This is a genomic window from Arthrobacter sp. efr-133-TYG-120, from assembly GCF_030209785.1.
In the GTDB taxonomy this organism is placed as follows: Bacteria; Actinomycetota; Actinomycetes; order Actinomycetales; family Micrococcaceae; genus Arthrobacter.
The window spans coordinates 111,876-137,524 of record NZ_JARVRI010000017.1; the positions used below are offsets into that span (position 1 = coordinate 111,876).

The window sequence follows — 25,649 nt, forward strand, 5'->3', positions numbered from 1 at the left end:
ATCCCGACAGCGGGTCCCGTCGCGGGTGCCGAGCTCGCCGCCCGCGGCTCCGCACCGCCGTCGGGCACCAAACCACTAACCTTCAAGGAGAAACCATGTCTGAACCAATCCGCGTCACCGTCTGGAGCGAAAACCGGCACGAAAAGCGCGACGAACTGGTGGCCCGCCTCTACCCGGAGGGCATGCACGGAGCCGTTAAGGCCGGCATCGAGGAGAACCTCGGCGACAAGGCCAGCGTCCGCACCGCCACCCTCGACGAGCCCGAGCACGGCCTCACCGAAGAAGTCCTCGCCAACACGGACGTCCTCACCTGGTGGGGGCACATGTCCCACGGTGATGTGGACGACGAGATCGTCGAGCGCGTGCACCGCCACGTCCTGTCCGGGATGGGCTTGATCGTCCTGCATTCGGGGCACTGGTCCAAGATCTTCACCAAGCTCATGGGCACCTCATGCACGTTGCGCTGGCGCAGTGAGCAGGACCGCGAACTGGTCTGGACTGTGGACCCCACCCACCCCATCGCTAAGGGCGTGCCGCACCCCATCGTGATCGATCAGCAGGAAATGTACGGCGAGTTCTTCGACATCCCCACTCCGGAGGAGCTCGTGTTCATCAGTTCCTTCAGCGGCGGCGAGGTCTTCCGCTCGGGCTGCACGTTCCGCCGCGGCCACGGCAAGATCTTCTTCTTCAGCCCCGGCGACCAGGACTACCCGGTCTACCACCACAAGGACGTCCGCCGGGTCATCTCCAACGCCGTCGAATGGGCAGTCACCGATCGGCCCGAGCGCGCCCACCCCGAGCTGCTGCGCTACGAGACCAACGATTTCTTCAACGGCAAGAGCTACCAGGGAGCCAACGCATGAGTACCCGTTTCGCCACCCTTCCCGACGACGGCACTCCCCTTCGCGTCGTCGTCGTCGGCGCCGGGGGCATGGGCCGCGCGTGGCTCCGGACGGTGCAGGAGTCCCCGCTCGTGGAACTAGCGGGCATCGTCGACCTGGACCTGGACGCCGCCCGCGCCGGCGCGGCGGCGATCGGGCGTCCCGATCTGCCGGTGGGCTCCGGGACCGCACAGTTGGCGTCCGACGTCGGCGCCCAAGCGGTCATCAACGTCACCGTTCCGGTAGCCCACCATCCGGTGACCACGGAGGCGCTTGCGGCAGGGCTGCCCGTGCTCGGCGAAAAGCCCGTGGCTTCCACCGTGGCCCGGGGGCTGTCGCTAGCCGCGGCGTCGGAGCTTAGCGGCCAGTTGTTCATGGTCAGCCAGTCGCGCCGGTACAACAGGCATCTTTTCGAGGCCAAACGGCTTTCTGCTTCTCTAGGCAGCGTGGGGATTGTCTCCGCCGAGTTCTTCAAGGCACCGCATTTCGGCGGATTCCGGGATGCCATGGACCACCCGTTGCTGCTGGACATGGCCATCCATCAGTTCGACATGGCCCGGTTCCTGCTCGACGCGGACCCCGTCTCGGTGTTCTGCGAGGAATACAACCCGGCCTGGAGCTGGTACCGCGGTGACGCAGGCGCCACCGCCATCTTCGAAATGACCGGTGGGGAGCGCTTCGTGTTCACCGGGAGCTGGTGCAGCCCTGGCCAGGAGACCTCGTGGAACGCCGCGTGGCGGATCAGCGGCGAACACGGCACGGTCCTGTGGGACGGCGACAGCGAACCTGTGTCCTCGTTGGGCGCTGATTCGGGCCCCGGCGGCGACGATCCCGGGCAGGAGATCGCCGGTTCGCTGCGTGACTTCGTGACTGCCCTGCGCACAGGGTCCACTCCCATGGGGCAGGTCCACCAGAACATCATGAGCCTGGCCATGGTGGAAGCGGCCATGCTCAGCGCATCCACCGGCACCCGCATTTCCGTGGACGCGCTGCTCGAGGAATCGTACTCCCAGGCCGTCCTGACGGAACGCGCCCCGGACGTACTGGAGGTCCTCAAGTCCTGGACCTCGGTCCGCAGCGCCCTCACCCCTCCAACCCACCGACCCAACTGACCCCCGCCGTAGCCGACCCAACTAACTCGCAGTTGTTGTCGTTATGAGCCCTCGTAACGACAACAACTGTCAGCTAGTTGGGTTTCCGTAGTCGTGGGCCCGCAGCTCGCGTAGTCTGGCCGCAAGACTGCCGGGCTGGGGTAGCCCGCGCCGCCAAGCGGCACTGCAGATCGACACGAGGGGGATATCAATCATGCAAGCAGCTAATTCGCGACGCCGGTGTGGCCGCCTGGCGGGCGCCGTCGCCGTCGTCGTACTCCTGGTGGGACTCGGAACGGGACCCGCACAGGCGACTACAACGAAACCGGCCGATGTCTATGTCGCCCTGGGCGATTCCTATGCTGCCGGCACGGGCGGCAGCAGCCCGGCTCCGGGCTCATTGCCGGGCTGCCATCAGAGCCTGGACAGTTACGCCGCCCTTTTGGGCGGGCTGAACCTGGGCTGCTTCGGCGCCACGTCGCTTGCCGTCAAGGCAGGTCTGGACAACCTGTCCCCCGCCGATCCTGTCGCGATCGCCCTGGGGTCCGCTACCGAAGTCTCGGTGACTGTTGGTGGCAACGACGTCGGCACGGGAGCCGTGGCGGTGGCATGCACCAGTGCCGATGCCCTGGCCTGCGCTTCGGCCGTGCAGGGCGTGGCGAACGCCCTGCACGCGCTACCCGGCAACATCGTGGCTATGGTCCAGTCCATCCGGCAAAAGGCACCCCACGCCGACATTGTGCTGACCGGCTACCCGCGCTTGTTCACCGTCGGCCCCACGATGCCTACCGCCGAGAAACAGTTGGCCACCACGCTGAACGGATTGGCTGACCAATTGAATGCGACCATCGCCGGCGCCGCCTCCGCCGCAGGGGTGGGCTACGTGAGCGTGACGGAACGGTTCACCGGGCACGGCATCGGTTCCAACAATCCGTGGATCCACTACACCCAGCCATCGCCTTTGGACCCGCCCGAGTTTGCGTTGGAGAACTTCCATCCCAACGACGCCGGCTACTCCCAGGGCTACCGTACGGCCGTGAACAGCGCGCTCAAGAAATAGCTGGCGTCAGCCGCGAACGCGCCGGAGCGCGGCGCGGTGCGCGCGCTCAGGACCGCTTCGCGAGCCTGAACTCGAGCCCGGTGCGCACCGCGGGCCACTCGTGTTCGAGGATGGAGAACACCACCGTGTCTCGGAGCACTCCGTCCAAAGTCCGCGAATGGTTCCGGAGGACGCCGTCCTGCTTCGCGCCCAACCGTGCGATGGCCTCGCGGGACTGGTGGTTGAGCCAGTGCGTGCGGAATTCGACGGCTGGGCAGCCAAGGGTTTCGAAAGCATGCCGCAGGAGCAACAGTTTGGAATCCGGGTTGCTCCCGCTGCCCTGTGCCGAGGCTGCGTTCCACGTGGAACCGATCTCGACACGCGGAGTGGCACCGTCGATGTTCATGTAGGTGGTCATGCCGATGAGCTTGCCGGTCGCCTTCAACCGGGTCGCGAACGGAAGCATGGATCCTTGCTCCTGCAGCCCGAGCCGGCGGTCGATCTCCGCGGCCATGCCCTCCGGCGTCGGGACCGAGGTGTACCAGAGCTTCCACAGCTCGCCGTCTTTCGCGGCATCCACAAGACCGTCGTGGTGCTCGGGGCCAAGGGGCTCCAGGGTTACGAAGCGACCGTCCAGGGTCACGGGTGCAATGTGAGTCACCCAGCCAGCCTAACTGACCCAACTGGCTCGCATTTGTTGTCGTTTTGGCGGCTGTAAACGACAACAACTGCGAGCTAGTTGGGCTGCCGGGGCAATTGCCTGTGGATAACTAAATATGGCGTTCCAGGATTTGCAACGATAGGGCGATGAGGACCCCGCAACCCTTGCCGGCGCTGCTGGCGTGCGCCCCGTTCACCTTTCAAGAAGCGGTCGACGCCGGTGTGAGCCGACGGCGGTTGCGGCACCGATCGCTCCCCTCGCCAAGCCGGGGCATCCGGATTCCGGACCACGCATTGGTCCCCGGGCAGGCGACGGACGTCGGTTTCGTCCGGCCTTTCACAGCGGTGACCGAGTTCTCGGCCGCGTCGCACACCACGGCCTTCACCCTGTGGTCGTTCCCGGGGTTCCTGCCAGGCAGCGATGATCCGCGCATCCATATTTCGCGTCCAGACACCATGGCCATTCCCCGGCGAACCGGTGTGGTTGGGCATGTGGGGCACTTCTTCGACGACGAAATCACCAGTCTTGACGGTCTCTTGATCACCACGCGCACCCGGACCTGGCTTGATGTGTCCCGGAAGATGAGTGTGGATGAACTGACGGTCGTTGCCGACCATCTGGTCCGGATCCCTCGGCCCGAGTTTGAGGGCAGGGCAAAGCCGTACGCAACATTGGAACAATTGGCGGACATGCTGGACCGGCACAAAGGCACGCCTGGAATCCGCAAGGCCCGTTTGGCACTCGAACAGGCACGGATCGGCTCGGACTCGGCACCCGAAACCCGGCTCCGGCTGGCCCTCGAAAACACCGGACTGCCCGAACCGCAACTGAACGTAGCCGCCGAGCTAGGCGCCGGCGTCGTACGTCAACCGGACCTGGCCTATCCGGAACACCGGGTGGCGGTCGAATACGACGGCGAGCCGCATTCCGAGCCGGCCCAGATAGTCCGGGACATCGCCCGCGAAGAGGATTTCGCCCGTGCCGGCTGGCACTTGGTGAGGATCTCCAAACGGCACATGGAGAACGACGCACGGTCCGCCGTCGCGAAAGTCCGTGCCGTGCTCCTGGACCGAGGCTGGACACCCAAGTGACGGTTCGCCCCCCCAAGTAGCTCGCAGTTGTTGCCGTTATGGGGCCCGAAAACGACATTAAGTGCGTGGGCCCATGCCGCCAGGGTTCCCTGGCCGAGCTTGCGAGGCGAGGGGGGCGGTGGGGACTAGTTGGGTGGCCCGGAAGCGCTAGTCAGTCCAGTCGAAGAAACCCTTGCCGGTCTTGCGGCCCAGCTCGCCGCGGGCAACCTTGTCGCGCAGGATCTGCGGCGGGGCGAAGCGCTCCCCCAGCGTCGAATGCAGGTACTCGGCGATGCCCAGGCGCACATCCAGGCCCACGATGTCCGTGGTCTTGAGCGGTCCCGTGGGGTGCTTGTAGCCGAGCACCATGGCCGCATCGATGTCCTCCGCGGAGGCCACGCCTTCCTCCACCATGCGCATCGCCTCGAGTGCGATCGCCACGCCCAGCCGCGAGGAGGCAAAGCCTGGCGCGTCATTGACGACGACGGCGGTCTTGCCGAGTGCCTCGGTCCAGCTTTTCGCCGTGGCGGCGAGCTGCGGTGAAGTCTCCTTGGCCAGGACCACTTCGATGAGCGTGGAAGCCGGGACCGGGTTGAAGAAGTGCAGGCCCACGAAATTGCCAGGCCTCCGAAGTTGCGAAGCGAGGCCGGTCACGGAAAGGGACGAGGTGTTGGAGGCCAGGAAGGCGTCAGCGGAGAGGTGCTCCTCCACAGCCTTGAGGGCCGCAACCTTGAGTTCGTAATCCTCGGGCACGGCTTCGACCACGAGCCCGCAGTGCACGAAGGAGTCGTAGTCGGTTGAGGTGCTGAAGCGGGACAGGGCTTCTTCGGCTGATTCCGTCAGGGTGCCTCGGGCGGCGGACTTGGCCACGGCCTCGGCAACGCGAGCTTGCGCACCGGCGGCGGATTCGTGGTCGCGTTCGACGACGATCACGGTGGCGCCCTTGATCAGGAAGGCGTGGGCGATGCCGGCGCCCATGCGGCCACCGCCGAGGACACCGACAACATGCGGGATAGCGGGCGTTGCTGTCATTTTCAGGTCCTGTCTGGGTTGTCGCTGGACGGGTTGTCGCTGGATTGCTTGGCGCTTTTCTTGTCCAGGAACGCCTGCATGCGGTCGAACTTGGCTTGCGATTCGAAAAGCATGCCTTGGGCCAACGTGTCGATCACGGGGTGAGCCTCGGCCGGAGCGTGGAACACGGACTTGGTGATCCGCACGGCCAGGGGGTCCTGCCGGCCGATCCGGTCAGCAAGGTTGTGGGCCGCTTCCATCAGCACGGGAGCTTCACGGATCTGGGTGATCAGATTGATGCGAAGGGCTTCCTCGGCACGGAGGACCGCCCCGGCCAAGAGGATTTCCTTGGCGATCGGCTCCCCCACGAGTTCCTTCAGGCGCCAGGTTGCACCGGCCGCCGCCATGATGCCCAGTCCGGTTTCCGGGTTGCCGATGCGCAGGCTGGGCGTGCCGATGCGGAAGTCCGCGGCGTAGGCGAGTTCGGCTCCGCCACCCAGACAATAGCCGTCCAGGGCCGCGATGACGGGCATGGGCAGCTTCGCGATCCGCACGAAAATGGTGGAATTGATGCCGCGCAGGGCGTCGTCACGGCGACGTTCCCTCAACTGGCCGATGTCCGCACCCGACGCAAAGACGCCTTCGACGCCGGCAATGATCAGGATTTTGGGCTCTCGCTCAAGGTACTCGCACACCTGGTGGAGTTCGTCCACCATCTGCTGGTCGATCGCGTTGCGGACCTCCGGTCGGTTCAGCAGCACCGTGACGCGGTCCTCGCGTTCCTCGATGAGCAACGTTCCGAATTCCTCGGGGTTCAACGCCATTACATGCCTTCCAGGAGAATGGCGGCGCCCTGCCCGACGCCGATGCACATCGTCGCGAGGCCGATCTTACGGTCCGCGGGGCCCAGCTCGCGTTCCATGCGGCCCAGCAAGGTGATCGCGATACGCGAGCCGCTGGAACCGAGCGGGTGCCCCAACGAGATCGCACCGCCGTCGAGGTTCACGATGTCCGGATCCAGGCCCAAGCGCCGCATGCTCGCGAGCGATTGCGTCGCGAAGGCTTCATTGAGTTCGACGGCGCCAAGGTCGCCGACCGTGAGTCCCGAACGGGCCAGGATTTTCTGGGAAGCCGGAACCGGGCCGACGCCCATGATTTCCGGTTCGCAGCCGGCCGAGCCGCCGTCGATGATGCGGGCCCGCGGCGTGAGGCCGAACTTTTCGATGGCGGCCTCGGACGCAACGATGATGGCGGAGGCGCCGTCGTTGAGCGAGGAGGAGTTGCCCGCCGTGACAACGGATCCGCCGGCAACCACTGGACGGAGCCCGGCGAGGACCTCCATGGTGGTTCCCTCGCGTGGGCCTTCGTCCGTGTCCACCACGGTTTCGCCCTTGCGGGTCTTCACGGTGACCGGAACGATCTCTTCCTTGAAGCGGCCCCCGGCGATGGCAGCAAGCGCGCGTTCGTGGGAGCGGACGGCGAAGGCATCAGCGTCTTCCCGGGAGATGCCGTCCACGCGGGCGACTTCCTCGGCAGTTTCCGGCATGGAATACGTCATCTTGCCGCCGCGGGACAGCTCTCCCTTGGTGAAGAGGGGATTGGCGAAGCGCCAGCCGATGGACGTGTCGAAGATCTGGCCCGGCTTGGCGAAGGCAGTGGTGGGCTTCTCCTGTACCCATGGGGCCCGGCTCATCGATTCGACGCCGCCCGCCACCACGATATCCGCAGCACCGGCCTTGATCATGTGGCTGGCCATGATGATGGCGCTCATTCCGGAGGCGCACAGGCGGTTGACCGTGATGCCGGGGATGTGGAGGGGCAGTCCCGCCAGAAGGGTGGCCATGCGGGCGACGTTGCGGTTTTCCTCGCCGGCGCCGTTGGCGTTGCCCAGGATGACTTCATCGATGGCGTCGGGGTCGACGCCGGCACGGGCCACCGCTTCGCGGACCACGAGGGCTGCCAGGTCATCAGGCCGGACCGCGGAAAGCGCGCCGCCGTAACGGCCTACAGGGGTGCGGGCACCGCCAACAAGAAAAGCCTCGACCATGAGAACATCCTTCGCGAAGGGAGCGGGGCCGGAGAATAATTTACCGACCGTTCGTTCTATAAAGATTACACGGCGCCGCGCCCCGGTCAACCGTCGCGTCGCAACGCCGTTGCTCCACTCAGACCACCCGGATACCCAGGTGTCCGGCCAACAAGGGTGCCAGCAGGCTGAGCTGGTAATCGTCAATGACCACCCCGGACAGGCCGCCGAGTCCATTGATCATCCGGAAGTCCGAGCCCCGCAGGTCCACATCCTTGAGCTTGGCCCCTGAGACATCCAGCGTCCCGATGGTGCAATCCTTCAGCACCATGCGCGTCGCGGTGCAAGACCCGAGGTCGAGCTCGTTGATGATGCAGCCCGTGATCACCACGTCCGTGAGTTTGGATCCACGCAAGTTCAGGAAGTCCAGCTTGCCGCCGTCGATCTTTACCGAATGCCAGGCACCCTCGTACATCTCCGCTGAACCCCACCGCGGGTTGCTGATCTCCACTTCGCGCCACGAGGTGCGTGCGGCCGTGAATACCGGCGCGTAGGGCTCATTCAGGATGCAGTCCCGGAACGTCGCGCCGCGCAGTTGTGCCTCGTTGAAGGAGACCCCGTTGAATTCACACTCGATGAAGTCCGCCCCGCTCAGCTCCGCGCCGTCGGCCACCGCGCGGGTGAGGCGGACGCCGTCGTACCGTTCACCGCGCTGGAAATCCGGGGCGGGATCGTCGCGGAGCTCGTCAAGCCTGATTGGGGAGATGCGGGGCGCCGTCACTTTGGCAGCCGCCGCCATCAGAGCGCCTCCGCTTTCGCCGCGATCTCCGCGAGATCCTTCGCGAGCGCCTTGCGCGTAATGCTCATCCCGAGCTTTCCGAACGCGGCCATCATGACCTTGCTGAAGAACGTCGGCTGGAGGACCTCGGCGCCGAAGAACAACACCAGTTCGGTCCCGCCGTCGCGCTCTTCCAGGGTGAATCGGGTGGTGTAGTCCGCACCGCCCTGCTGGGCTTTGACCGTGGTGCCACGCGGCGGATCGATCTGGGCAACGTGCATTTCCACGGTCTCCTCCCGGCCCATCATGGCGCGGGTTTCCTTCCACCGAGTGCCCTCGCCGTAGGGGCCCTCACTAAGCATTTGAATGGCTTTGACACCGGACAGGGTCTTGGCCGAGCCGGGAATATCCGTGATGACAGCCCAGACTTTCTCGCGGGTGGCATTGACGTGCTGGCTGAGAGTGGTGCTGTGGTCCATGCATCGAGCCTAACGGCGACTGCTGACAAAAACAGCCGGCAAAGACGCTTGCGCCGTCTGGCAGGATTGCACCATGGTGCACATCGACTTGAGCGCGGACAGTGCGGCGGCAGGAGGCTCCCGGACCCTGCGGGGGTACCTTGCCGAGCCCGACGGCGAGGGGCCGTTTCCCGGCGTCGTCCTTATCCATGAAGCCTTCGGGCTCGACGACGTGATGAAGCGGCACGCGGACCGGCTCGCCGCGGCCGGTTACTTGACCCTCGCGGTCGACCTCTATAGCGACGGCGGCGCGAGGCGCTGCCTCGTGGCGACCATGCGTTCCCTGGGCTCGGGCACGGGCCGGGCCTTCACGGATGTGTCCACGGCACGGTCCTGGCTCCGCAACGACGCGCGATGCACCGGGAAAGTGGGAGTCATCGGCTTCTGCATGGGAGGCGCCTTCGCCCTGCTCGCAGCCCATGACGACTTCGACGCCGCCTCCGTGAACTACGGCCAATTGCCACGGAACCTTGAGCAGGCTTTGGAAGGTGCATGCCCGCTGGTGGGCAACTACGGAGGCAAGGACCGGACGTTGCCGGGAGCGGCCGCGAAGTTGGAGGCCGCGCTGACGAGCCTCGGGATCGAACACGACGTCAAGGAATTCCCGACGGCGGGCCACGCCTTCATGAACGACGTTCCGGTGGGGCCGAGGCCACTGCGGCCCTTGATGCGGGTGATGGGCATCAAACCCGATCCGGCCGCCGCTCCGGAAGCCTGGCAGCGGATCGAGGACCACTTCGCGAAGTACCTGAAGGGCTGAACCAACAACGACGGCGGGCGCCCCCTTGAGAGGAGGCGCCCGCCGTCGTTTGGCTACAAAGCGGGGGTCAGCTAAAAAGCTCGCTCTTCGGTTCGTTGTTCTTGACCTTCTGCCAGCCGAGCCACAGCACCAGGGCGAAGAACGGGATGGTGGCCAGGGTCCAGAGGCCCAGGAGGAACACCTCGCCCGTTGCCTTGTCCGTCATGGTGTCCATGCCGATCAGCACGGTGATGGCCAAGAGTGCGATCAGGCCAACCCAACTGGTCCACGGCGAACCGGGCATGGGGAGGCTGGAGACGTTGCCCTTCTTCTTGCGCAGCGCGATCTGGCTGGCGAAGATGGAGCCCCATGTGAAGATGACCCCGATCGAAGCGGTGTTCAGCGCGAGGTCGAAGGCGTGCGAACCACCCAACCAGATGTTGAGCAGGATGCCCACGAGGTACACGGCCCCGATTGCCAGGATGGCCGCGTACGGCACGTGGCGGGTGGACATCTTGGTGAGCCACTTGGGGGCGTGTCCATTGTTGGCCATGGTGCGGAAGATGCGGCCGATCGAGTACAGGCCCGAGTTGCACGAGGACAGCGCGGCGGTGATGACGATCATGTTCATGACGTCGCCCATCCACGGCAGGCCCATCTGGCCGAACACCGTGACGAACGGGGAGGTGCCCGCGTGGTACTGGTCCGAGGGCAGGAGCATCGCCAGCAGGGTGACGGAACCGACGTAGAAAACCACAATGCGGATCACGACGGCGCGAATCGCCTTGGGCACTTCGCGTTCCGGGTTCTGCATCTCGCCGGCGGTGATGCCGACCAGTTCGATGGCGTTGTAGGCGAAGATCACGGCGTTGAGGACCAGGATCATCACCAGGCCGCCCTTGGGGAACATGCCGCCGTCGGCAGCGAAGAGGTTCCCGACGGACGCGTGGCCGGTGCCGACCTGCGCGTTGGTCACCACCATGAAGGTGCCCACGGCGAGGAAGATCAGGATCGCGGCGACCTTGAGGCAGGAAGCCCAGAATTCGAACTCGCCGAAGGCCTTGACGCTGAACAAGTTCACGGCCACCAGCAGCACCAGCGCGGCGATGGCGGACAGTTCAACGGGAACGTTCGGGAAGAAAAACTGGAAGTACAGGCCGATGGCAATGAGTTCGGCGATGCCGGTCATGGCCCAGTTGATGAAATACATCCAACCGGAGAGGAAGGCGCCCTTTTTGCCGAACATTTCACCGGCGTAGCTGACAAAGGAGCCGGAGGTCTGGCGGTACATGATCAGTTCGCCGAGGGCCCGCATCAGCAGGTAGGCGATGACGCCGGCAATGGCGTACGAGAAAATCAAGGCCGGACCGGTGGAGGCGAGGCGTCCGCCCGCGCCCATGAAGAGGCCGACGCCGATCGCGCCACCCATCGCGATCATCGTGACGTGGCGGCGGCTCAGGGTCTTCTGGTAGCCCTCGGCGCTGAGGTTTTCGGAAGTTGTAGCGGTACTGGGCGCAGCCAGGGTTCCCGGCTCACGCTGAAGGTCGGTTGTGGTGTTTTGAGGCACAGCTGTTCCTTGTGGGTTGAGGAGATACCGGCCCTGGCTTCACGCGCATCGGCACAAGCAATTCGAGCTTTCAGCCTGTTGGCAAGTCGAATCAGTGGCGAAAACACGGAAGCGTCGAAGGTAAATCCGGCAAAACCATCTTACCCGGTGATTTCGGCGGAGCGTGACGCGGGCAACAAACAGGGGCGTTACGCTGGACATATGGGCACCATTCCGCCAGCCGGCAGGCTATACCGTTTCACGGGCTTGGACGCTGCGGCTTTCGGACTCTATGTGTCATTGGCGGCTGTCCTCAGCCTCGCCACGGCCCCGGTGACGGCTTTCGTAGAGCACGTCTTCCCCGACCCCGCCACCGCCGTCTTCGCCATCAACCTCGCTTTCTACGCATCGGTGGGCTTGTTCGCGGTTGCGGCTGCTTGGCGCGTCATTGCCCGGGACCTCCTGATCCTGGCCACGCGTCCGTGGTTCACGCTCGCCATGATTCCGCTGTCCATCGTGGCGATGCTCGTGATCACCGCCATCCTGGTGACGGTTACCGGCTCGGCCAAGGAGTCGCAGAACCAACTGGGCCTCCAGTCCCTGGTCCTGCAACTGCCGGCCTGGTTCGTGGTCCCTTTGCTGGTGGTGTTGGGGCCCTTCGTGGAGGAATACCTGTTCCGGCACCTGCTCATCGGTAAGTTGTCCCGCCGCGTCAATATTTGGCTATGTTGCGCGCTGTCCGTGCTTTGTTTCGCGGCCATCCACGTTGTGGGACGTGAGGGCCTGGTACTTCCGGCCCTGGCCCCGTACCTCGGAATGGGCGTCGTGCTGGTGGCCGTCTACGTCTGGACGGGCAAGAACGTGATGTTCTCCTACTTCGTTCACGCCGCCAAGAACCTGTTGGCCGTCGTGCTGATCTACGCGATCCCGCCGCAACTCCTCGGCGGCTAACCAACCCGGACCGGAACTGTCCGCTTGGCACTTCCCCGGCCACGCGCCGTCGTCGTAGGTTCAGTCCATGGCACTGAACTTTCAGGTAGTGATCGACTGCAAGAATCCTCACGTCCTGGCCGATTGGTGGGCCGAGACGCTCGAGTGGATCGTGGAGCCCCAGGACGAGGCGTTCATCCGGTCCATGGTGGATCAAGGCTTCGCCACGGAGGAAGAGACCACCACCCACAACGGCAAGCTCGTGTGGAAGGACGGCGCGGCCATCGGCCCGGAAGAAGACCAGGACAAGGACACCCGCCGCCGCTTCCTGTTCCAGACCGTTCCGGAGGACAAGACCGTCAAGAACCGTGTCCACTGGGACGTTCGCCTCAACGAACAGGACAAGGACGACGTCCGCGCCGAATTGGAAGCGCGGGGCGCGAAATACCTGTGGACGGCAAAGCAAGGGCCGCACGAATGGCACACCATGGCGGATCCCGAAGGCAACGAGTTCTGCATCAGCTGACTGGATTACTAGACTCTGAGGGTGAGCAACGACTTCCCCGCCAAGGTATCCGACGTCTTTGACCCGTCGCGCTGGCGTACCGTGTCCGGTTTCGACGATTTCCAGGACATGACGTACCACCGGCAGGTCGAGCGGGACGCAGACGGAAAGGTGACGAGGGACCTTCCGACGGTCCGGATCGCTTTCAACCGCCCGGAGGTCCGCAATGCCTTCCGCCCCGGCACCGTTGACGAGCTCTACCGCGCCATGGACCACGCCCGGATGACTCCGGATGTCGCCACGGTACTCCTCACCGGGAACGGCCCCTCCCCCAAGGACGGCGGCCACTCCTTCTGTTCCGGCGGGGACCAGCGGATCCGCGGCCGCGACGGCTACCGGTACGCCGACGGTGAGACGCAGGAGAGCATCGACCCCGCGCGGGCCGGCCGCCTGCACATCCTGGAAGTCCAGCGGCTCATGCGGACCATGCCCAAGGTGGTCATCGCCGTCGTGAACGGCTGGGCCGCCGGTGGCGGGCACTCACTTCACGTTGTCTCGGACCTCACCATCGCGTCCCGCGAGCACGGCAAGTTCAAGCAGACCGACGCCACCGTGGGAAGTTTCGACGCCGGTTACGGCTCGGCGCTGCTCGCCCGGCAGATCGGGCAGAAAGCCGCCCGCGAGATCTTCTTCCTGGCCCGTGAGTATTCCGCGGAGGACATGGTCCGCATGGGTGCCGTCAACGAGGCTGTGGACCACGAGCGCCTCGAGGAAGTTGCACTTGAGTACGCCGCGGACATCGCGCGCCAGTCCCCGCAAGCCATCCGCATGCTCAAGTTCGCCTTCAACCTCGCCGACGACGGCTTGGCCGGCCAACAGGTCTTCGCCGGGGAGGCCACGCGCCTGGCCTACATGACGGACGAAGCCGTGGAGGGCAAGGAAGCCTTCCTCGAGAAGCGCGATCCGGACTGGTCCAACTTTCCGTACTACTTCTAGGACTCGCCCGTGAACATCGACCCCGTTCTCAAAGCCTTGGCCGCCGCCCTCCACGATGAGGGACCCGCCGTCGAAATCGTCGTCCCGGAGGCCGGCACCCCGGTAGCGGTCGCCGTTGAAACGCCTGGTTTCGAGGATGCCGCAGTAGTGGTCCGCACCTCCGGTTCCACCGGCACGCCCAAGGCCACGGTGCTCACGGTCGACCAGCTCGCAGCTTCTTCCATGGCCACGGCCATCGCGCTCCGCGGCGAGGGACAGTGGCTCCTGGCACTGCCGCTGCAATACGTTGCCGGCGTCCAGGTTTTGGTCCGCTCGCTCTTCGCCGGCACGCGCCCGTGGGTGATGGACCTCTCGAACGGCTTCACTCCGGAGGCTTTCACCGCCGCCGCCGAAGAGCTGACGGACACGATCCGCTTCACCTCCTTGGTGCCGACGCAACTGCAGCGGCTCCTGGACTCACCATCGCCGCAGACCCTCGCAGTCCTTCGCCGTTTCAACGGCATCCTCCTGGGCGGTGCACCTGCCTCCGCCGCGCTGCTGGACGCCGCCAGGGAGGCCGGACTGAAGGTGGTGACCACCTATGGCTCCGCCGAGACGTGCGGCGGCTGCGTGTACGACGGAAGCCCCATCGACGGGGTCAGGGTCATGCTCGACGACGACGGCCGGGTCCTCCTGGGCGGCGACACCGTGGCGTCCGGTTACCTAGGGGCGCCCGAGGCGACCGCCGAGGCGTTTTTCGAGGAGGACGGCACACGTTGGTACCGCACCAACGATCTCGGCGAGCTCGCCAACGACGGCACGCTCACGGTGCTGGGACGCGCCGACGACATCATCGTCACCGGCGGCGTGAAAGCCTCCGCGGCGTTCATCCAGGCGGAGCTTGAAAAGTTCGACGGCGTCACGGCGGCTTTCGTGGCCGGGGTGCCTTCCCGCGAGTGGGGCCAGGCGGTGGCGGCCTATGTCGCCGTCGAGGACAGCTCCCCGGAAGCTGTCGCGGCCTACAAGGCCCGCTGCCAGGAATCGCTGGGGACCCTCGCGCCCAAAACAGTGCTGACCACGGATAGCCTCATCATGCTCCCCAACGGAAAGCCGGACCGGCTGGCGATGATCGAGCTTCTCGCCGAGGTGCATCAGGGAGAATAGACACGTCCTCCCTGACCGTCATTTGCCTTCCCCCAACGCGAAACAACACGAGGTACTGAACGTGGCAACAGCTGCACAATGGATTCAAGGCGCCCGCCTGCGCACCCTGCCGGCCGCGATCGCGCCGGTGCTGATCGGCACAGCGGCCGCCTACGAGCTGCAATCTTTCCGGCTCTTGAATGCCATCCTTGCCGCCCTCGTGGCCCTGCTGCTGCAGATCGGCGTCAACTACGCCAACGACTACTCGGACGGCATCCGTGGCACCGATGAGGACCGCGTGGGTCCGCTCAGGCTGGTCGGTTCCGGCGTGGCACGCCCGGACCACGTCAAGTGGGCTGCGTTCGGCGCGTTCGGCCTGGCCATGATTTTCGGCCTGGTCCTGGTGATCATTACGCAGACCTGGTGGCTGATCCTGGTGGGTATTGGCTGCGTCCTTGCCGCCTGGGGATACACCGGCGGCAAGAACCCGTACGGCTACCTGGGCCTGGGCGACCTGTTTGTGTTTGTCTTCTTCGGCCTGGTGGCAACGCTCGGCACCACCTACACACAGGCCGGGCAAGTGAGCCTTCCGGCCGTCATCGGCGCCATCGGCACGGGATTGATCGCCTGTGCCCTGCTGATGGCCAACAATGTGCGCGACATCCCGACGGACATGGCCGCGGGCAAACGGACACTGGCCGTGCGTCTGGGCGACCGCCACGCCCGCGAGAGCTACGTCCTGATGTTGGCCGTCGCGATCCTGCTGGTAGTGGTGCTGGCGCCCGCCAAGCCGTGGATGCTGATAGTACTGCTGCTGATCCCCGCTTGCCTCATGCCGGCATGGCTCATGGTCAACGGCCGGAAGCGCAAGAGCCTCATCCCCGTCCTCAAGCAGACCGGAATGATCAACCTTGGCTACAGCGTGCTGTTCTCGCTGGGCCTCATCCTGAGCCACGGCTTCTAACGCCCGCTCACATATAAGCCGTTTTTCGAAAACCCTCGCTCACATGATGTGAGCGAGCGTCCGCAGGAAACATCAGATATGTGAGCGAGCGTCCTTCCCCACAACCCACGCTCACATATAGGCCGGTTTTCGCCAACCCTCGCTCACATCTGGGCCTTGAGCTTCTAGGCTTCTTTGGGGCGGCGGTCGTTCTCGACCTTTACCGCGGGGTTTTCATCGACCAGCCGGTCCTCGATCGAGGCGTCCTCAATCTCTAACGCCGAGCGCATGGGCTTGGCCCGCCCGGAGAAACGTTCGCGCATGGCGGCAGTCGCGGCGTCGCGCTGCTTCTGGAAAAACAAGTAGCTGATGGCGAACGCGATGAGGCCCGCGAAAATCGCCGCCAGGAACAACCCTGTCTGCAGGAGGGCGAAGAGAACGAAGAGCGGTACGAAGATCGCCAGGCGGATCAGGGAGTATTTGAGGAAAGCCACGGATCAAGTTTAGCCTCACAGCCTGATTGCACCCTGATCGCGCACCTATCACCGGACCCGACGGCGACTAGACTTGACGGTATGCTCCGCGTTGTTGCAGTTGTCGCCGTCCTGCTCGTGTACGTCTATGGGCTGGTGGACGTCATTCGCACCGACCGCCGCGCCACCCGGGGAATTTCCAAACCCGCTTGGCTCCTTGTCGTGATTTTCCTGCCGATCCTCGGAGCCGCTCTTTGGTTCATTTTGGGCCGCCCCTACAACATCCGGCCCACCCCGCAGCCTGCGAGCCACCCCACCGCTCCCGACGACGACCCCGACTTTCTCCGCAACCTGGAGGTCCGCCGTCGCAACCAGGCCGAAGCCGAACGGCTGAAAAAGCTCAAAGCCGAACTCGAAGCCAAGGAACGCAAGCTCAAGGGCGAATCCAAGGCCGACGACAGCGGCGACGTCAACAGCTGACGGGTGACAGGTGATTGAACCTGCGGCACGAGAGGGCTCCCTTCCTGACCTCCTTTGAAACACGAACGACGGCGACACGCCCGCAAGTGCGGAGTGTCGCCGTCGTCGTTAATTCAAAAAGGGTCAGGACGGTAAGGCACCCGTCCTGGGCAGTCCTACTGCGACAGCCCCGAGTAGGAGTGCAGGCCGTTGAAGAACACGTTGACCACGGTGAAGTTGAAGATCACGCACAGGTAGCCTGCAATCGACAACCAGGCAGCGCGGGTTCCCGTCCAGCCGCGGGTGGCGCGCGCGTGCAGGTAGCCGGCGTAGACCACCCAAATCACGAAGGTCCAGACTTCCTTGGTGTCCCAGCCCCAGAATCGGCCCCAGGCTTTCTCTGCCCAGATGGCGCCGAACATGAGGGTGAAGGTCCAGCCCACGAATCCCACGGTGTTGATGCGGTAGGACAGGTTTTCCAGGCTCAACGCGTTCGGTACGAGCCGCATGAAGCCCAGTTTGTCCACGCCGCCGGCCGCCAGGGTCTTCTGCCGGTGCGATTGCAGCAACTGCAGGGCTGACATGGCGAACGTCAAAGTGAACAGGGACGCGGACATCACGGCGATGGAGACGTGGATGACCAGCCAGTAGCTTTGCAGTGCCGGAACCAAGTGGCCTACCGGGGTCCAGTAGGTCACGGACGCGGCCACCATCATGATCACCGCGAGGCCCAGTACGAAGGTGCCCAGGAAGCGCAGGTCACGGCGGATGAGCGAAAGCAGGAAGACCGCAACCACCAGGAAAGCGCCGGTGGTCAGGAACTCGTACATGTTGCCCCACGGCACGCGGCCTGCGCCGATCGCGCGGGTGATGACTCCGGCACCATGGATTGCCACGCCGATGATCGCGACCGCCACCGCCACGCGGGCGGGAATGCGGCGCTCGGCGGCGTACTTCATGTCACCGCCGGCGGTCTGGTTGACGGAGGTGATGGCCGACGTCGGGCGCTCGGTACGGCCGGCCGGTCCGCCGACGTCGCTTCCACCGGCACGCCCGGCGGCGACCGGAACCTTGACCTCGGCTGCCACGGAAGAGGCTGCCTTCAGGTCCACTGCCTTCAGCATCTTGCTGCTCTTGGCGAGGTCCCACGCGAAAGCGATGAACGCCACCGTGTAGGTGCCGGCCGCGAGCAGCATGAAAAGCTCGCTGTATTGGCCCATGGTTTCGTTGATGGGGAGCATTACTGGTCCTTCGAGGTTGAGGAAGAAACGGTGTCGGTGGACTGATCTGTGTGGAGCAGCCATTCTCGTTGCAGCAGTTCGCGGATCGCGGCAGCTTCGCCGGCCAGCCTGTGGTCCTCGCCGCGGGCAAGGAGACCGTACTCCACCATTGTGCGCCCGTCGTCGTGGGTTCCGGTGCGGACCCAGACGCGACGGCGGTTCAGGTAGAGGGAGAGAATCAGTCCGGCGACCGCAAGCAAGGCGAACACGAGCGCGGTGGCCTGGCCCGGATTGTGGTGGATGTCGACGCCGACGTACTTCTTGACGCCGTCGAAAGTGATGCTGCCCTTGCCGTTAGGAAGCGTGTAGGTGCCTCCCGGGGCGAGCGCGATGGCCTTCTCCGCCATGCCGCGGCCATTGAGCGGGGTCAGCTTGGCTACATCGAGCTCGAAGACGTTCTGCGGGGCGCCCTTGTTCAGGCCGAGGTCGCCGTAGTACGAGTTGAGGTTCAACTGCGGGTTGAAGAGTTCGGGATCGCCGCTGTAGGCGACACCCTTGTCCGTCACCATGGCCGTCGGCAGGAAGAATCCCGCGAAGCCGAGCTGATCGGGCTTGGCATCGGGAACCTTGATGACCACCGAGGAGTAGTAGTTGTCACCCTGCAGCTTGGCCACGACAGGCCCCTGCATCGCGACGTTGCCGGCGCCGTCCCGGACCGTGACCACGGGAGCGTAGCCGTTGCCCGTCAGGTAAATGCTCGTATCGCCAAGGGACACGGGATCGTTGACCTTGAGGACCTGCTTCTTGGCGGGCGCGTCCGGGGTGTCCTTGGTGGTGACGTCCGCCGTGAAGTCGATGGGCTGGCCGAAGTGTGCCGACGATTCACGGTCGAACTTGACGTCGAACTTGTTCAGCTGGATGGAGTACGGCTGCAGCCAGCTGCTCTGGAAGTTGGTGCCGGGGCTGAATTGGTCGTAGCCCACCAAGGTGTTCACGAACGTGTCGCCTTCCACCAGGATGCGCTGGCCGCTGTAGCCGAACAGGCCGCCGACCGCCACCGAAACCAGCACTCCGATCAGCGAAGCGTGGAACACGAGGTTTCCCACTTCCTTGAGGAAGCCGCGCTCGGCACCCAAGGACGGCATGGCGGCGTCGACGTCGCGCACCTCCACGCGGTAGCCGCGCTTCTTCAGGACCGCAGCGGCGTCCGAGATAGCCTTCGACGCCGGGATCCCGGCGTCGGCGGGCAGCACAAGCGTGCCGTACTCCGGGAGGCGGGAGAGACGCTTCGGGGTCCGCGGCGGCTGGGAGCGCATTGCCTTGTAGTGGGCGATGGCCCGTGGCGTGACGCAGCCGATCAGGGAGATGAACAGCAAGATGTAGATCGCCGAGAACCAGGCAGAGGAGTACACGTCGTAGAGCTGCACGGAGTCCAGGAGCTTGCCGTAGTCCGGGTGGTCGCTGATGTACTGCGTCACGATCGAAGGGTTGGCCGGGCGCTGCGGGAACAGCGAGCCGGGAACAGCCGCGACTGCCAGGAGCAGCAGCAGGAACAGCGCCGTACGCATGCTGGTCAGCTGGGTCCAGGCCCATCGCAGCATGCCTACGATCCCCAGGACCGGCAGTGCCGCCTCGGCCTTGGCCTTGTCAATCGCCTTGCCGGCGGCCTTGCCAGCTGCGCTGCCAGAGGCGTTGTCAGCGGCGTTGTCAGCTTCCACGGATTCGCTGGCGGACTTGTTGGACTTCGTTTTACCTTGCACGGGCTCGCTCATCAGATCGGCAACTTCACATCGGTTTGGAACCAGTACTGCAGCCCGGTAACCCAGGCGCCCCACACTCCCGTGGCCATCAGGATTCCCAAGAGGATCAGGATGCCCCCGCCCATCCGCTGGATCGCGAGGCGATGCTTGCGGAAGAAGGACATGACACCCATCCCCCGGCGGACTGCGAGGGCTATCAAAAGGAAGGGAATGCCAAGGCCAAGACTATAGACAAACGCCAGGAGCGCCCCCTTCGCCGCGGACGATCCCCCGGAAAGGCTCAGCAGCTGAACTGCGGAATAGGTGGGGCCAATACAGGGGGCCCAGCCGAGTCCGAACGTGATGCCCAACAAAGGAGCACCCCACAGACCGGCTGGCGGCTTGGCATGGATTTTGGCGTCACGCTGCAACCACCCGAAGCCGCCTAGGAACACAACGCCCATGATGATCACCAGCACGCCCAGCAATTGCGTGATCCACGCGTTCTGCGGGCCGGTGATGAGGGTCCCCAATTGGCCGAACGCGCCACCGAGCAGGACGAAAATCGCGGAGAATCCGAGGACGAACAGGCCGATTCCCGCGAGCATGCGTCCGCGCTTTTGCTTCTGGAGGTCGACGCCGCTCAGCCCGGTCACGTAGCCAAGGTAGCCAGGCACCAGCGGCAGGACGCATGGCGACAGGAAGGACACGAGTCCGGCCAGCAGGGCCACGGGGATGGCCAGCAGCAAGGAACCACTCAGGATGGTCTCGGCGAAAGGGCTGTTCACGCTGTCCGGGCCACCTACTCGGCAACCGCGGTGGTGATGAGGGCCTTGAGGGTGCTCTTCTCGATCTCGCCCAGGACGCGGGCGGCAACCTTGCCTTCTTTGTCCAGGACGAGCGTGGTGGGCACCGCACCCGGGGGCACAATGCCGGAGACAGACAGGAGCACTGCGCCGTCTTTGTCATTGAAGCTGGGGTACGTGAGCTTGAACGTCTGGTCGAAGGCGTCGGCCGTAGCCTTCTCGTCCCGGAGGTTCACACCGTAGAACTGGACACCTTTGCTCTTGAACTCCTGGTGCAGTTCCTCAAGAATCGGCGCTTCAACCCGGCACGGCGCGCACGCGGCGAACCAGAAGTTGAGGACGGTCACCTTGCCGACCAGGTCCTGCGGAGTCACGGCAGTTCCGTCGAACAACGTGCCCTTGATCCCGACGGCGGCCTTACGGTCGGCTTTGGCGAATTCCGTCACCGAGCCGTCCCCGGCGACGTAGTTCTTGTTGTCGCCGGCTTTGGCTTGCTGGGCCAGGGCGTCTTCCTGGGCACAGGCGGACAAGCCCATGGTCAATGCAGAGAGTGCCACACCACCGACAGCGAGGAAGCTGCGGCGTGAGGTCAAGGCTGCGTTGATTTTCTGGCCGCTGGTCTTGCGGCTGGTGGTATCGCGGTCCATGGTCATGCTCCGGGCGTCTTCGCGGCACCGGGCAGCAGCACGGCGGCGGGTTCGCTGTACTCCACCCGCGCAACCTTGCCGCCGTCGAACACCAGGGAAGTCAGCGACGTCAGCGTGCACTCGCGTTTGCGCGGATCGTGCCACAGGGGCCGGCCCTCCGCGCTGAGGCGCGTGGCGTAGATGGGAAGCTGGTGGCTGACGAGGATGGCTTCGGCGCCATCGCCGCCGAGTTCGATTGCCTTCAGCCGGGCGTCCTCGACGGCGGCACGCATCCGGGCGACCTGGTCCTGGTACGACTCGCCCCAGGACGGACGCAAGGGGTTGCGGTACTCACGCCAATGCTTGGGCTTGATGAATTCGGAGATGTTGGCCTTGAGCCCTTCGAAGTGGTTCTCCGCCTCGATGATCCGCGGTTCCGTGTGGATCTGGAGGTCCAACGCCTGGGAAGTGGGAAGGGCGGTTTCCTGCGCGCGGGTCAACGGCGAGGCGACAAGGTAGACGATGTTCGCCCCCTGCGCGACGCGGGCAGCGAAGTGGTCCGCGAGCATCTTGGCCATCTCGCGGCCGCGTTCGGAGAGGTGAAATTCGGGCAGTCTGCCGTACAGAATGCCGTCGGGATTGTAGACCTCGCCATGGCGGAGCAGATGGACAGTTGCTTGGGGCATGTTTACCAGTTTCTCAAAGAAGGCGGGCGATCTGAAATCTTCTACGTTTCGTAGAACTGAAAGTTTCTTCAGAATGTTCCCTGAAGGTGGAATAAAAGATGCATTTGCATGTTTATACTTGACACAAGGTTCGGTTGACACTTCAACTAAGTACGGCCGAACGACCGATGAAGCTACGATCACACCTTCCCAAGGAGAACCCCATGACTCTTCCCGCAAACGTCACCACCGGCGTCTGGACCCTCGACAACTCGCACAGCGAGATCGGCTTCACCGTCCGCCACGCAGGCATCAGCAAGGTCCGCGGCCAGTTCACCGAGGCAGAAGCCACCCTTGAACTTGGCGGCAGCCTGGCCGACTCCAAGGTCGCCGCAAGCATCCAGACCGCCAGCTTCGACTCCGGCGACGCCAACCGCGACGGCCACGTCAAGGGCGAGGACTTCTTCGATGTGGAGAAGTTCCCGGAAATCACTTTCGTCTCCCGCCACGTCAAGGCCAACGGCGACAGCTTCGACCTCGTGGGCGATCTGACCATCAAGGGCGTCTCCAAAGAGGTCACCATCGAAACCGAGTTCAACGGCGTAGCCGTTGACCCGTTCGGCAACACCCGCGCAGGCGTTTCCGGTGAGACCACCATCAGCCGCAAGGACTTCGGCCTGACCTGGAACGCAGTGCTCGAGGCCGGTGGCGTCCTGGTCAGCGACAAGGTTGTCATTAACCTCGAACTGGCCTTCATCGCACCTGCCGCCTAATCCACCAGGTTCCCAATCCCCCGGGCTAACGGACTGAATGGCGCCTTCGGGGCTGCACACGATCGCGTGCGCAGCCCAGGAGGCGCCATTTTTTGCTCGCGGTGTCACCCGCCTATTGTTCGGGTAAAAGCCGATACTTAGCGGCGAATTAGCCAAGAATTTCCTATGAATCCTTAAACCTCAGGTCTAAAGTGATGCCATGAGTAACCCAAACGAAGCTCCTCAGCCTCAGCAGCCCGGAGCCCAGCCACCGCAGCCCGGCAATGTCCCTCCTGCGGGTTACCAGCCTCCGCAGGGATACCAAGCACCTCCTTCTTACCAAGCGCCTCCCTCTTACCAGCAGCCCGCCCCCGGATACCAGCAGCAAGGCCAACCCGCCTATGGCATGCCAGCGGGTCCGAATACCGCGCCGCCGGCAGGGCTCGGCTACGCGGCCCCCGCGCGGAACACTTTTGGACTCGACTTCAACAACATCGCGCAGCGCTTTCGGGACACCACCGGAGTCCCGCAGCAGCTAACCATCTCCTACTGGTTGTGGGTCGCGGCTGCCGCCCTGGGTATTGTTGCCAGCTTCCTCAACATCTTCACGATGCGCGGCCTCTTCGGCGAGATGATGGTGGGCCCTGGCATCGTGGGCCTGATTTTCAGCCTGGTGTTCGCAGCCCTCTACCTCTTCATTGCCATTCGGCTCAAAGAGGGCTCCCGCTGGGCGCGACTTGTCCTGACCATCCTCGGAGCCTTCGCGGTGATTTCCCTTCTGGTCCAGGTGGTTACCCTTAACCTCAACTTCATCGGATCGGCGGTAGCCGTCGCGGCTGCGGTCTTGATGTGGCTTCCGGAGTCCAGGAAGCACTTCGTATAACCACCAACGCAGCACCCATGGCTGAAGGCCGCGGCCGGTCCCGAAAGGACCCCGCGGCCTTCCGTTTGTCCATGCAGGATTCACGGGAGCTCCGCCGAAGCTTGTTCAGCGAGAATTCTTCCCGTGAATCATCACCAGCGCTGTGCCGTCGGGGTACGGTGGAATTAAGCCGAGCTGGGGGCGGGGCACGTTGCACCCGGCAGCCGTATCTGCAGTCGACACGCAAAGGAATGCCATGAGCACCCCTCCGTACCCGCCGTCCACTCCGGACGAGAATCCCACCCCTGAGGAGCCGAAATACGGCCAGCAAACACCTCAGCAGGGTCAGCAGCCGCAATACGGCCAGCAAACTCCGCAGTATGGCCAGCCTTCCGCGCCTCAGTACGGCCAGCAGACACCGCAGTACGGCCAACAGGCACCCCAGCAGCCGCAATACGGCCAGCCTTCCGTGCCGCAGTACGGCCAGCAGGCTCCGCAGTACGGCCAGCAGCCTCCACAGTACGGGCAGCAGGCTCCGCAGTACGGCCAGCCTTCCGTCCCGCAGTACGGGCAGGGCGGCCCCGTCACTTGGCCGAGCCAGCAGCCCGCTGCGACGTCCGGAGTCCCGCAGCTGGTCAACACGGCATTCCTGATGATTGTCGGCGCGGGTGTGCTCTCATTCATCAGCGCACTGATCCTTGCCTTCACCGGCGGCGACACCTTCACCGCGATGATGGAACAGTCCGCTGCCCGGCAGGGTCAGGCGCTGCCCGCCGGCGCAATGCAGAGCATGCAAGGCGCCGTAGTCATTGGGGCACTCATCGGCGGCCTCATATCTTTGGGCCTCTACGCACTTGTTGCTTTCCCTGTCCGTAAGGGCAAGAACTGGGCCCGGATCCTAGGAACCGTCTTCGCCGCAATCTCGCTCGTTGGCCTGTTTGGTGGATCATTCACTTTCGGCCTGCTTTACGGAGTGGCCCAGCTCATCACCATCCTCTTGGGCATCGCCGCGATCGTGATGCTCTATTTGCCGGCCTCGGCGCCGTACTTCCGGAAAGCCCAGCCGTTCGCGAACCCTTACGGCCAGGCGCCGTACGGCCGCTAGGCGCTAGACGCTAAAACCAAAACAACGGGTGCAGACCCGGTCCGGCCTAAATGGCCTGGCCCGGGGTCTGTGCCCGTTGTGCGTGATACGCCAGGATCTGGAGCTCAGTGGCCATGTCCACTTTGCGCAGATTCACGTACGGAGGAACTTGCAGCAGCACCGGGGCAAAGCTGAGGATGCTGCGGATACCCGCGCTGATCACGCGGTCGCAGACGCCTTGTGCCACCGCGGCCGGGAGGGCCAGGACAACCATGTTGGTTCCGGTCCGCTGAAGGACCGTTTCAAGATTGGCGGCGTCGCTGACCCGCAGCCAGCCGACCTCGTTCCCGATAATCATGGGATCGGCGTCGAGGATCGCCACCACGTCGAAACCGCGCGACTCGAAGCCGCCGTATCGTGCCAAGGCCTTGCCCAGGTTGCCGGCGCCCACAATGGCCACTTTCCAGTCGTGGGTCAGGCCGAGCGCCGCCGCGATATGCCGGCTCAGGTATTGGACCTCGTACCCGACGCCACGCGTTCCGTAGGAGCCGACGTAGGAGAGGTCTTTGCGCAAGGTGGACGAACTGACTCCGGACGCTTCGGCCAACGCCTCGGAGGAAACCCGTTCCACGCCTTCACCGAGCAGGGAGTTCAGAGCGCGCAAGTAAAGCGTCATCCGGGCCACAGCCGCGGGCGGTATCTGCTTCGCGGCAGACTCCTTGTCCCCGGGTACAGCCTCGGCGGACGGTTCCAGCGCAGTCACGTTCTTCTCCATTGCGTCGCTTTGTTTTCCCACTCTATTGCCAACAAAGCTCTGCACGCATGTTCAGGCGGCGATGGCCTTCTTCAGGACCCGCACCAATCGTGCCTCATCGATTTTCCAGAAATCCCGCTGGATTCCGTCCACGAATACCACCGGGATCTCCTCGGCGTAGCGCTCGCGCAGTGCCGGGTCAGTGTCGATTGACTGTTCGGTCCACGTGAGCCCAAGGCTTGAGGTCACGCGTTCGACGGCGTCCCGCGCCGCGGCGCAAAGGTGGCAGTCAACTTTGGTGAGGAGTACGACGTCGGGATTTGGCATGGTTCAACGGTATCGCTTCAGCGTCG

The 25,649-nt window shown here is 64.4% G+C and carries 29 protein-coding genes; 14 read left to right on the forward strand and 15 right to left on the reverse strand.

Annotated elements, in window-relative coordinates; translation table 11 throughout:
* The first annotated feature begins 95 nt into the window (after nt 1–95).
* The 3 genes from QRN51_RS11960 (at nt 96) to QRN51_RS11970 (ending at nt 3,032) form a co-directional block, all read left to right on the forward strand.
* Complete coding sequence (locus QRN51_RS11960; RefSeq protein ID WP_284990062.1) at nt 96–863, forward strand: ThuA domain-containing protein; 768 nt, start codon at nt 96–98, stop codon at nt 861–863.
* Complete coding sequence (locus QRN51_RS11965) at nt 860–1,993, forward strand: Gfo/Idh/MocA family protein (RefSeq protein WP_284990063.1); 1,134 nt, start codon at nt 860–862, stop codon at nt 1,991–1,993. Before QRN51_RS11960 ends, QRN51_RS11965 begins: the two co-directional genes overlap by 4 nt.
* A 193-nt stretch (nt 1,994–2,186) precedes the next feature.
* Nucleotides 2,187–3,032, forward strand: a complete 846-nt coding sequence (locus tag QRN51_RS11970; protein ID WP_284990064.1) for an SGNH/GDSL hydrolase family protein — start codon at nt 2,187–2,189, stop codon at nt 3,030–3,032.
* Nucleotides 3,033–3,078: 46 nt separating this feature from the next.
* Here the strand turns inward: QRN51_RS11970 and QRN51_RS11975 are convergent, their stop codons facing one another.
* On the reverse strand, nt 3,079–3,672 hold the full coding sequence (locus tag QRN51_RS11975; protein WP_284990065.1) for a GNAT family N-acetyltransferase: 594 nt from the start codon (nt 3,670–3,672) through the stop codon (nt 3,079–3,081).
* Nucleotides 3,673–3,818: 146 nt separating this feature from the next.
* On the opposite strand from QRN51_RS11975, the gene QRN51_RS11980 reads away from it, so the two are divergent.
* Nucleotides 3,819–4,763 carry an endonuclease domain-containing protein gene (locus QRN51_RS11980; protein ID WP_284990066.1) on the forward strand — a complete coding sequence of 315 codons (945 nt, stop codon included), beginning with the start codon at nt 3,819–3,821 and terminating at the stop codon, nt 4,761–4,763.
* 147 nt (nt 4,764–4,910) lie between these two features.
* On the opposite strand, the gene QRN51_RS11985 is transcribed toward QRN51_RS11980, so the two are convergent.
* The 5 genes from QRN51_RS11985 to QRN51_RS12005 all read right to left on the reverse strand — a co-directional run bounded on the left by QRN51_RS11985 (nt 4,911) and on the right by QRN51_RS12005 (nt 9,036).
* Complete coding sequence (locus QRN51_RS11985) at nt 4,911–5,774, reverse strand: 3-hydroxyacyl-CoA dehydrogenase family protein (RefSeq protein ID WP_284990067.1); 864 nt, start codon at nt 5,772–5,774, stop codon at nt 4,911–4,913.
* Nucleotides 5,775–5,776: 2 nt separating this feature from the next.
* Nucleotides 5,777–6,577 (reverse strand): enoyl-CoA hydratase/isomerase family protein, encoded by an 801-nt coding sequence (locus QRN51_RS11990; RefSeq protein ID WP_284990068.1) that lies wholly within the window; start codon nt 6,575–6,577, stop codon nt 5,777–5,779.
* Nucleotides 6,577–7,800 (reverse strand): thiolase family protein, encoded by a 1,224-nt coding sequence (locus QRN51_RS11995; RefSeq protein WP_284990069.1) that lies wholly within the window; start codon nt 7,798–7,800, stop codon nt 6,577–6,579. Before QRN51_RS11995 ends, QRN51_RS11990 begins: the two co-directional genes overlap by 1 nt.
* A gap of 118 nt (nt 7,801–7,918) precedes the next feature.
* A complete protein-coding gene (locus QRN51_RS12000; protein WP_284990070.1) occupies nt 7,919–8,578 on the reverse strand; it encodes a pentapeptide repeat-containing protein in 660 nt (219 codons plus the stop codon).
* Nucleotides 8,578–9,036, reverse strand: a complete 459-nt coding sequence (locus tag QRN51_RS12005) for an SRPBCC family protein (RefSeq protein ID WP_059389532.1) — start codon at nt 9,034–9,036, stop codon at nt 8,578–8,580. The genes QRN51_RS12000 and QRN51_RS12005 overlap by 1 nt, the downstream gene beginning before the upstream one ends.
* Before the next feature lie 73 nt (nt 9,037–9,109).
* Between QRN51_RS12005 and QRN51_RS12010 the strand changes: the two genes are divergently transcribed.
* The gene (locus QRN51_RS12010) at nt 9,110–9,835 is read left to right on the forward strand and encodes a dienelactone hydrolase family protein (RefSeq protein WP_284990071.1); all 726 of its coding nucleotides are present in this window, start codon (nt 9,110–9,112) and stop codon (nt 9,833–9,835) included.
* Between the two features lie 67 nt (nt 9,836–9,902).
* On the opposite strand, the gene QRN51_RS12015 is transcribed toward QRN51_RS12010, so the two are convergent.
* Nucleotides 9,903–11,381, reverse strand: a complete 1,479-nt coding sequence (locus tag QRN51_RS12015) for an amino acid permease (protein WP_284990072.1) — start codon at nt 11,379–11,381, stop codon at nt 9,903–9,905.
* A gap of 201 nt (nt 11,382–11,582) precedes the next feature.
* Here QRN51_RS12015 and QRN51_RS12020 point away from each other — a divergent pair, with 201 nt between their 5' ends.
* The 5 genes from QRN51_RS12020 (at nt 11,583) to QRN51_RS12040 (ending at nt 15,877) form a co-directional block, all read left to right on the forward strand.
* Entirely contained in the window at nt 11,583–12,311 is a 729-nt protein-coding gene (locus QRN51_RS12020; protein ID WP_284990073.1) for a CPBP family intramembrane glutamic endopeptidase, read from the forward strand.
* Between the two features lie 67 nt (nt 12,312–12,378).
* Complete coding sequence (locus QRN51_RS12025) at nt 12,379–12,816, forward strand: VOC family protein (protein WP_284990074.1); 438 nt, start codon at nt 12,379–12,381, stop codon at nt 12,814–12,816.
* A gap of 21 nt (nt 12,817–12,837) precedes the next feature.
* Entirely contained in the window at nt 12,838–13,791 is a 954-nt protein-coding gene (locus QRN51_RS12030; RefSeq protein WP_059389529.1) for a 1,4-dihydroxy-2-naphthoyl-CoA synthase, read from the forward strand.
* A 9-nt stretch (nt 13,792–13,800) separates the two neighbouring features.
* Nucleotides 13,801–14,934 (forward strand): AMP-binding protein, encoded by a 1,134-nt coding sequence (locus tag QRN51_RS12035; RefSeq protein ID WP_284990075.1) that lies wholly within the window; start codon nt 13,801–13,803, stop codon nt 14,932–14,934.
* A gap of 61 nt (nt 14,935–14,995) precedes the next feature.
* Nucleotides 14,996–15,877: a 1,4-dihydroxy-2-naphthoate polyprenyltransferase gene (locus QRN51_RS12040; RefSeq protein ID WP_284990076.1), complete on the forward strand. Its 882-nt coding sequence runs from the start codon at nt 14,996–14,998 to the stop codon at nt 15,875–15,877.
* 164 nt (nt 15,878–16,041) lie between these two features.
* Here QRN51_RS12040 and QRN51_RS12045 read toward each other — a convergent pair whose 3' ends face one another.
* A complete protein-coding gene (locus tag QRN51_RS12045) occupies nt 16,042–16,350 on the reverse strand; it encodes a DUF4229 domain-containing protein (protein ID WP_284990077.1) in 309 nt (102 codons plus the stop codon).
* 81 nt (nt 16,351–16,431) lie between these two features.
* On the opposite strand from QRN51_RS12045, the gene QRN51_RS12050 reads away from it, so the two are divergent.
* The gene (locus QRN51_RS12050; RefSeq protein WP_059389527.1) at nt 16,432–16,809 is read left to right on the forward strand and encodes a PLD nuclease N-terminal domain-containing protein; all 378 of its coding nucleotides are present in this window, start codon (nt 16,432–16,434) and stop codon (nt 16,807–16,809) included.
* A gap of 155 nt (nt 16,810–16,964) precedes the next feature.
* Here the strand turns inward: QRN51_RS12050 and ccsB are convergent, their stop codons facing one another.
* From ccsB to QRN51_RS12075, 5 genes are read right to left on the reverse strand one after another with little or no spacing between them, the layout of a single operon-like run.
* Nucleotides 16,965–18,029 carry a c-type cytochrome biogenesis protein CcsB gene (gene ccsB, locus QRN51_RS12055; protein WP_284990079.1) on the reverse strand — a complete coding sequence of 355 codons (1,065 nt, stop codon included), beginning with the start codon at nt 18,027–18,029 and terminating at the stop codon, nt 16,965–16,967.
* Entirely contained in the window at nt 18,029–19,780 is a 1,752-nt protein-coding gene (gene resB, locus QRN51_RS12060; protein ID WP_502870861.1) for a cytochrome c biogenesis protein ResB, read from the reverse strand. The genes ccsB and resB overlap by 1 nt, the downstream gene beginning before the upstream one ends.
* A complete protein-coding gene (locus QRN51_RS12065; protein WP_059389523.1) occupies nt 19,780–20,535 on the reverse strand; it encodes a cytochrome c biogenesis CcdA family protein in 756 nt (251 codons plus the stop codon). The genes resB and QRN51_RS12065 overlap by 1 nt, the downstream gene beginning before the upstream one ends.
* Before the next feature lie 14 nt (nt 20,536–20,549).
* Nucleotides 20,550–21,200, reverse strand: coding sequence for a TlpA family protein disulfide reductase (locus QRN51_RS12070; protein ID WP_113990710.1), 651 nt, complete (start codon nt 21,198–21,200; stop codon nt 20,550–20,552).
* Between the two features lie 2 nt (nt 21,201–21,202).
* The gene (locus QRN51_RS12075) at nt 21,203–21,865 is read right to left on the reverse strand and encodes a histidine phosphatase family protein (RefSeq protein ID WP_284990080.1); all 663 of its coding nucleotides are present in this window, start codon (nt 21,863–21,865) and stop codon (nt 21,203–21,205) included.
* A 203-nt stretch (nt 21,866–22,068) separates the two neighbouring features.
* On the opposite strand from QRN51_RS12075, the gene QRN51_RS12080 reads away from it, so the two are divergent.
* The 3 genes from QRN51_RS12080 (at nt 22,069) to QRN51_RS12090 (ending at nt 24,563) form a co-directional block, all read left to right on the forward strand.
* On the forward strand, nt 22,069–22,617 hold the full coding sequence (locus QRN51_RS12080) for a YceI family protein (protein ID WP_284990081.1): 549 nt from the start codon (nt 22,069–22,071) through the stop codon (nt 22,615–22,617).
* A gap of 199 nt (nt 22,618–22,816) precedes the next feature.
* Entirely contained in the window at nt 22,817–23,479 is a 663-nt protein-coding gene (locus tag QRN51_RS12085) for a hypothetical protein (protein ID WP_284990082.1), read from the forward strand.
* A 235-nt stretch (nt 23,480–23,714) separates the two neighbouring features.
* The gene (locus QRN51_RS12090; RefSeq protein WP_284990083.1) at nt 23,715–24,563 is read left to right on the forward strand and encodes a hypothetical protein; all 849 of its coding nucleotides are present in this window, start codon (nt 23,715–23,717) and stop codon (nt 24,561–24,563) included.
* 46 nt (nt 24,564–24,609) lie between these two features.
* Here QRN51_RS12090 and QRN51_RS12095 read toward each other — a convergent pair whose 3' ends face one another.
* Both QRN51_RS12095 and QRN51_RS12100 read right to left on the reverse strand, forming a co-directional pair.
* Nucleotides 24,610–25,317, reverse strand: coding sequence for a redox-sensing transcriptional repressor Rex (locus QRN51_RS12095; RefSeq protein WP_059389518.1), 708 nt, complete (start codon nt 25,315–25,317; stop codon nt 24,610–24,612).
* Nucleotides 25,318–25,368: 51 nt separating this feature from the next.
* Nucleotides 25,369–25,623 carry a glutaredoxin family protein gene (locus tag QRN51_RS12100; protein WP_284990085.1) on the reverse strand — a complete coding sequence of 85 codons (255 nt, stop codon included), beginning with the start codon at nt 25,621–25,623 and terminating at the stop codon, nt 25,369–25,371.
* Nucleotides 25,624–25,649 lie beyond the last annotated feature (26 nt).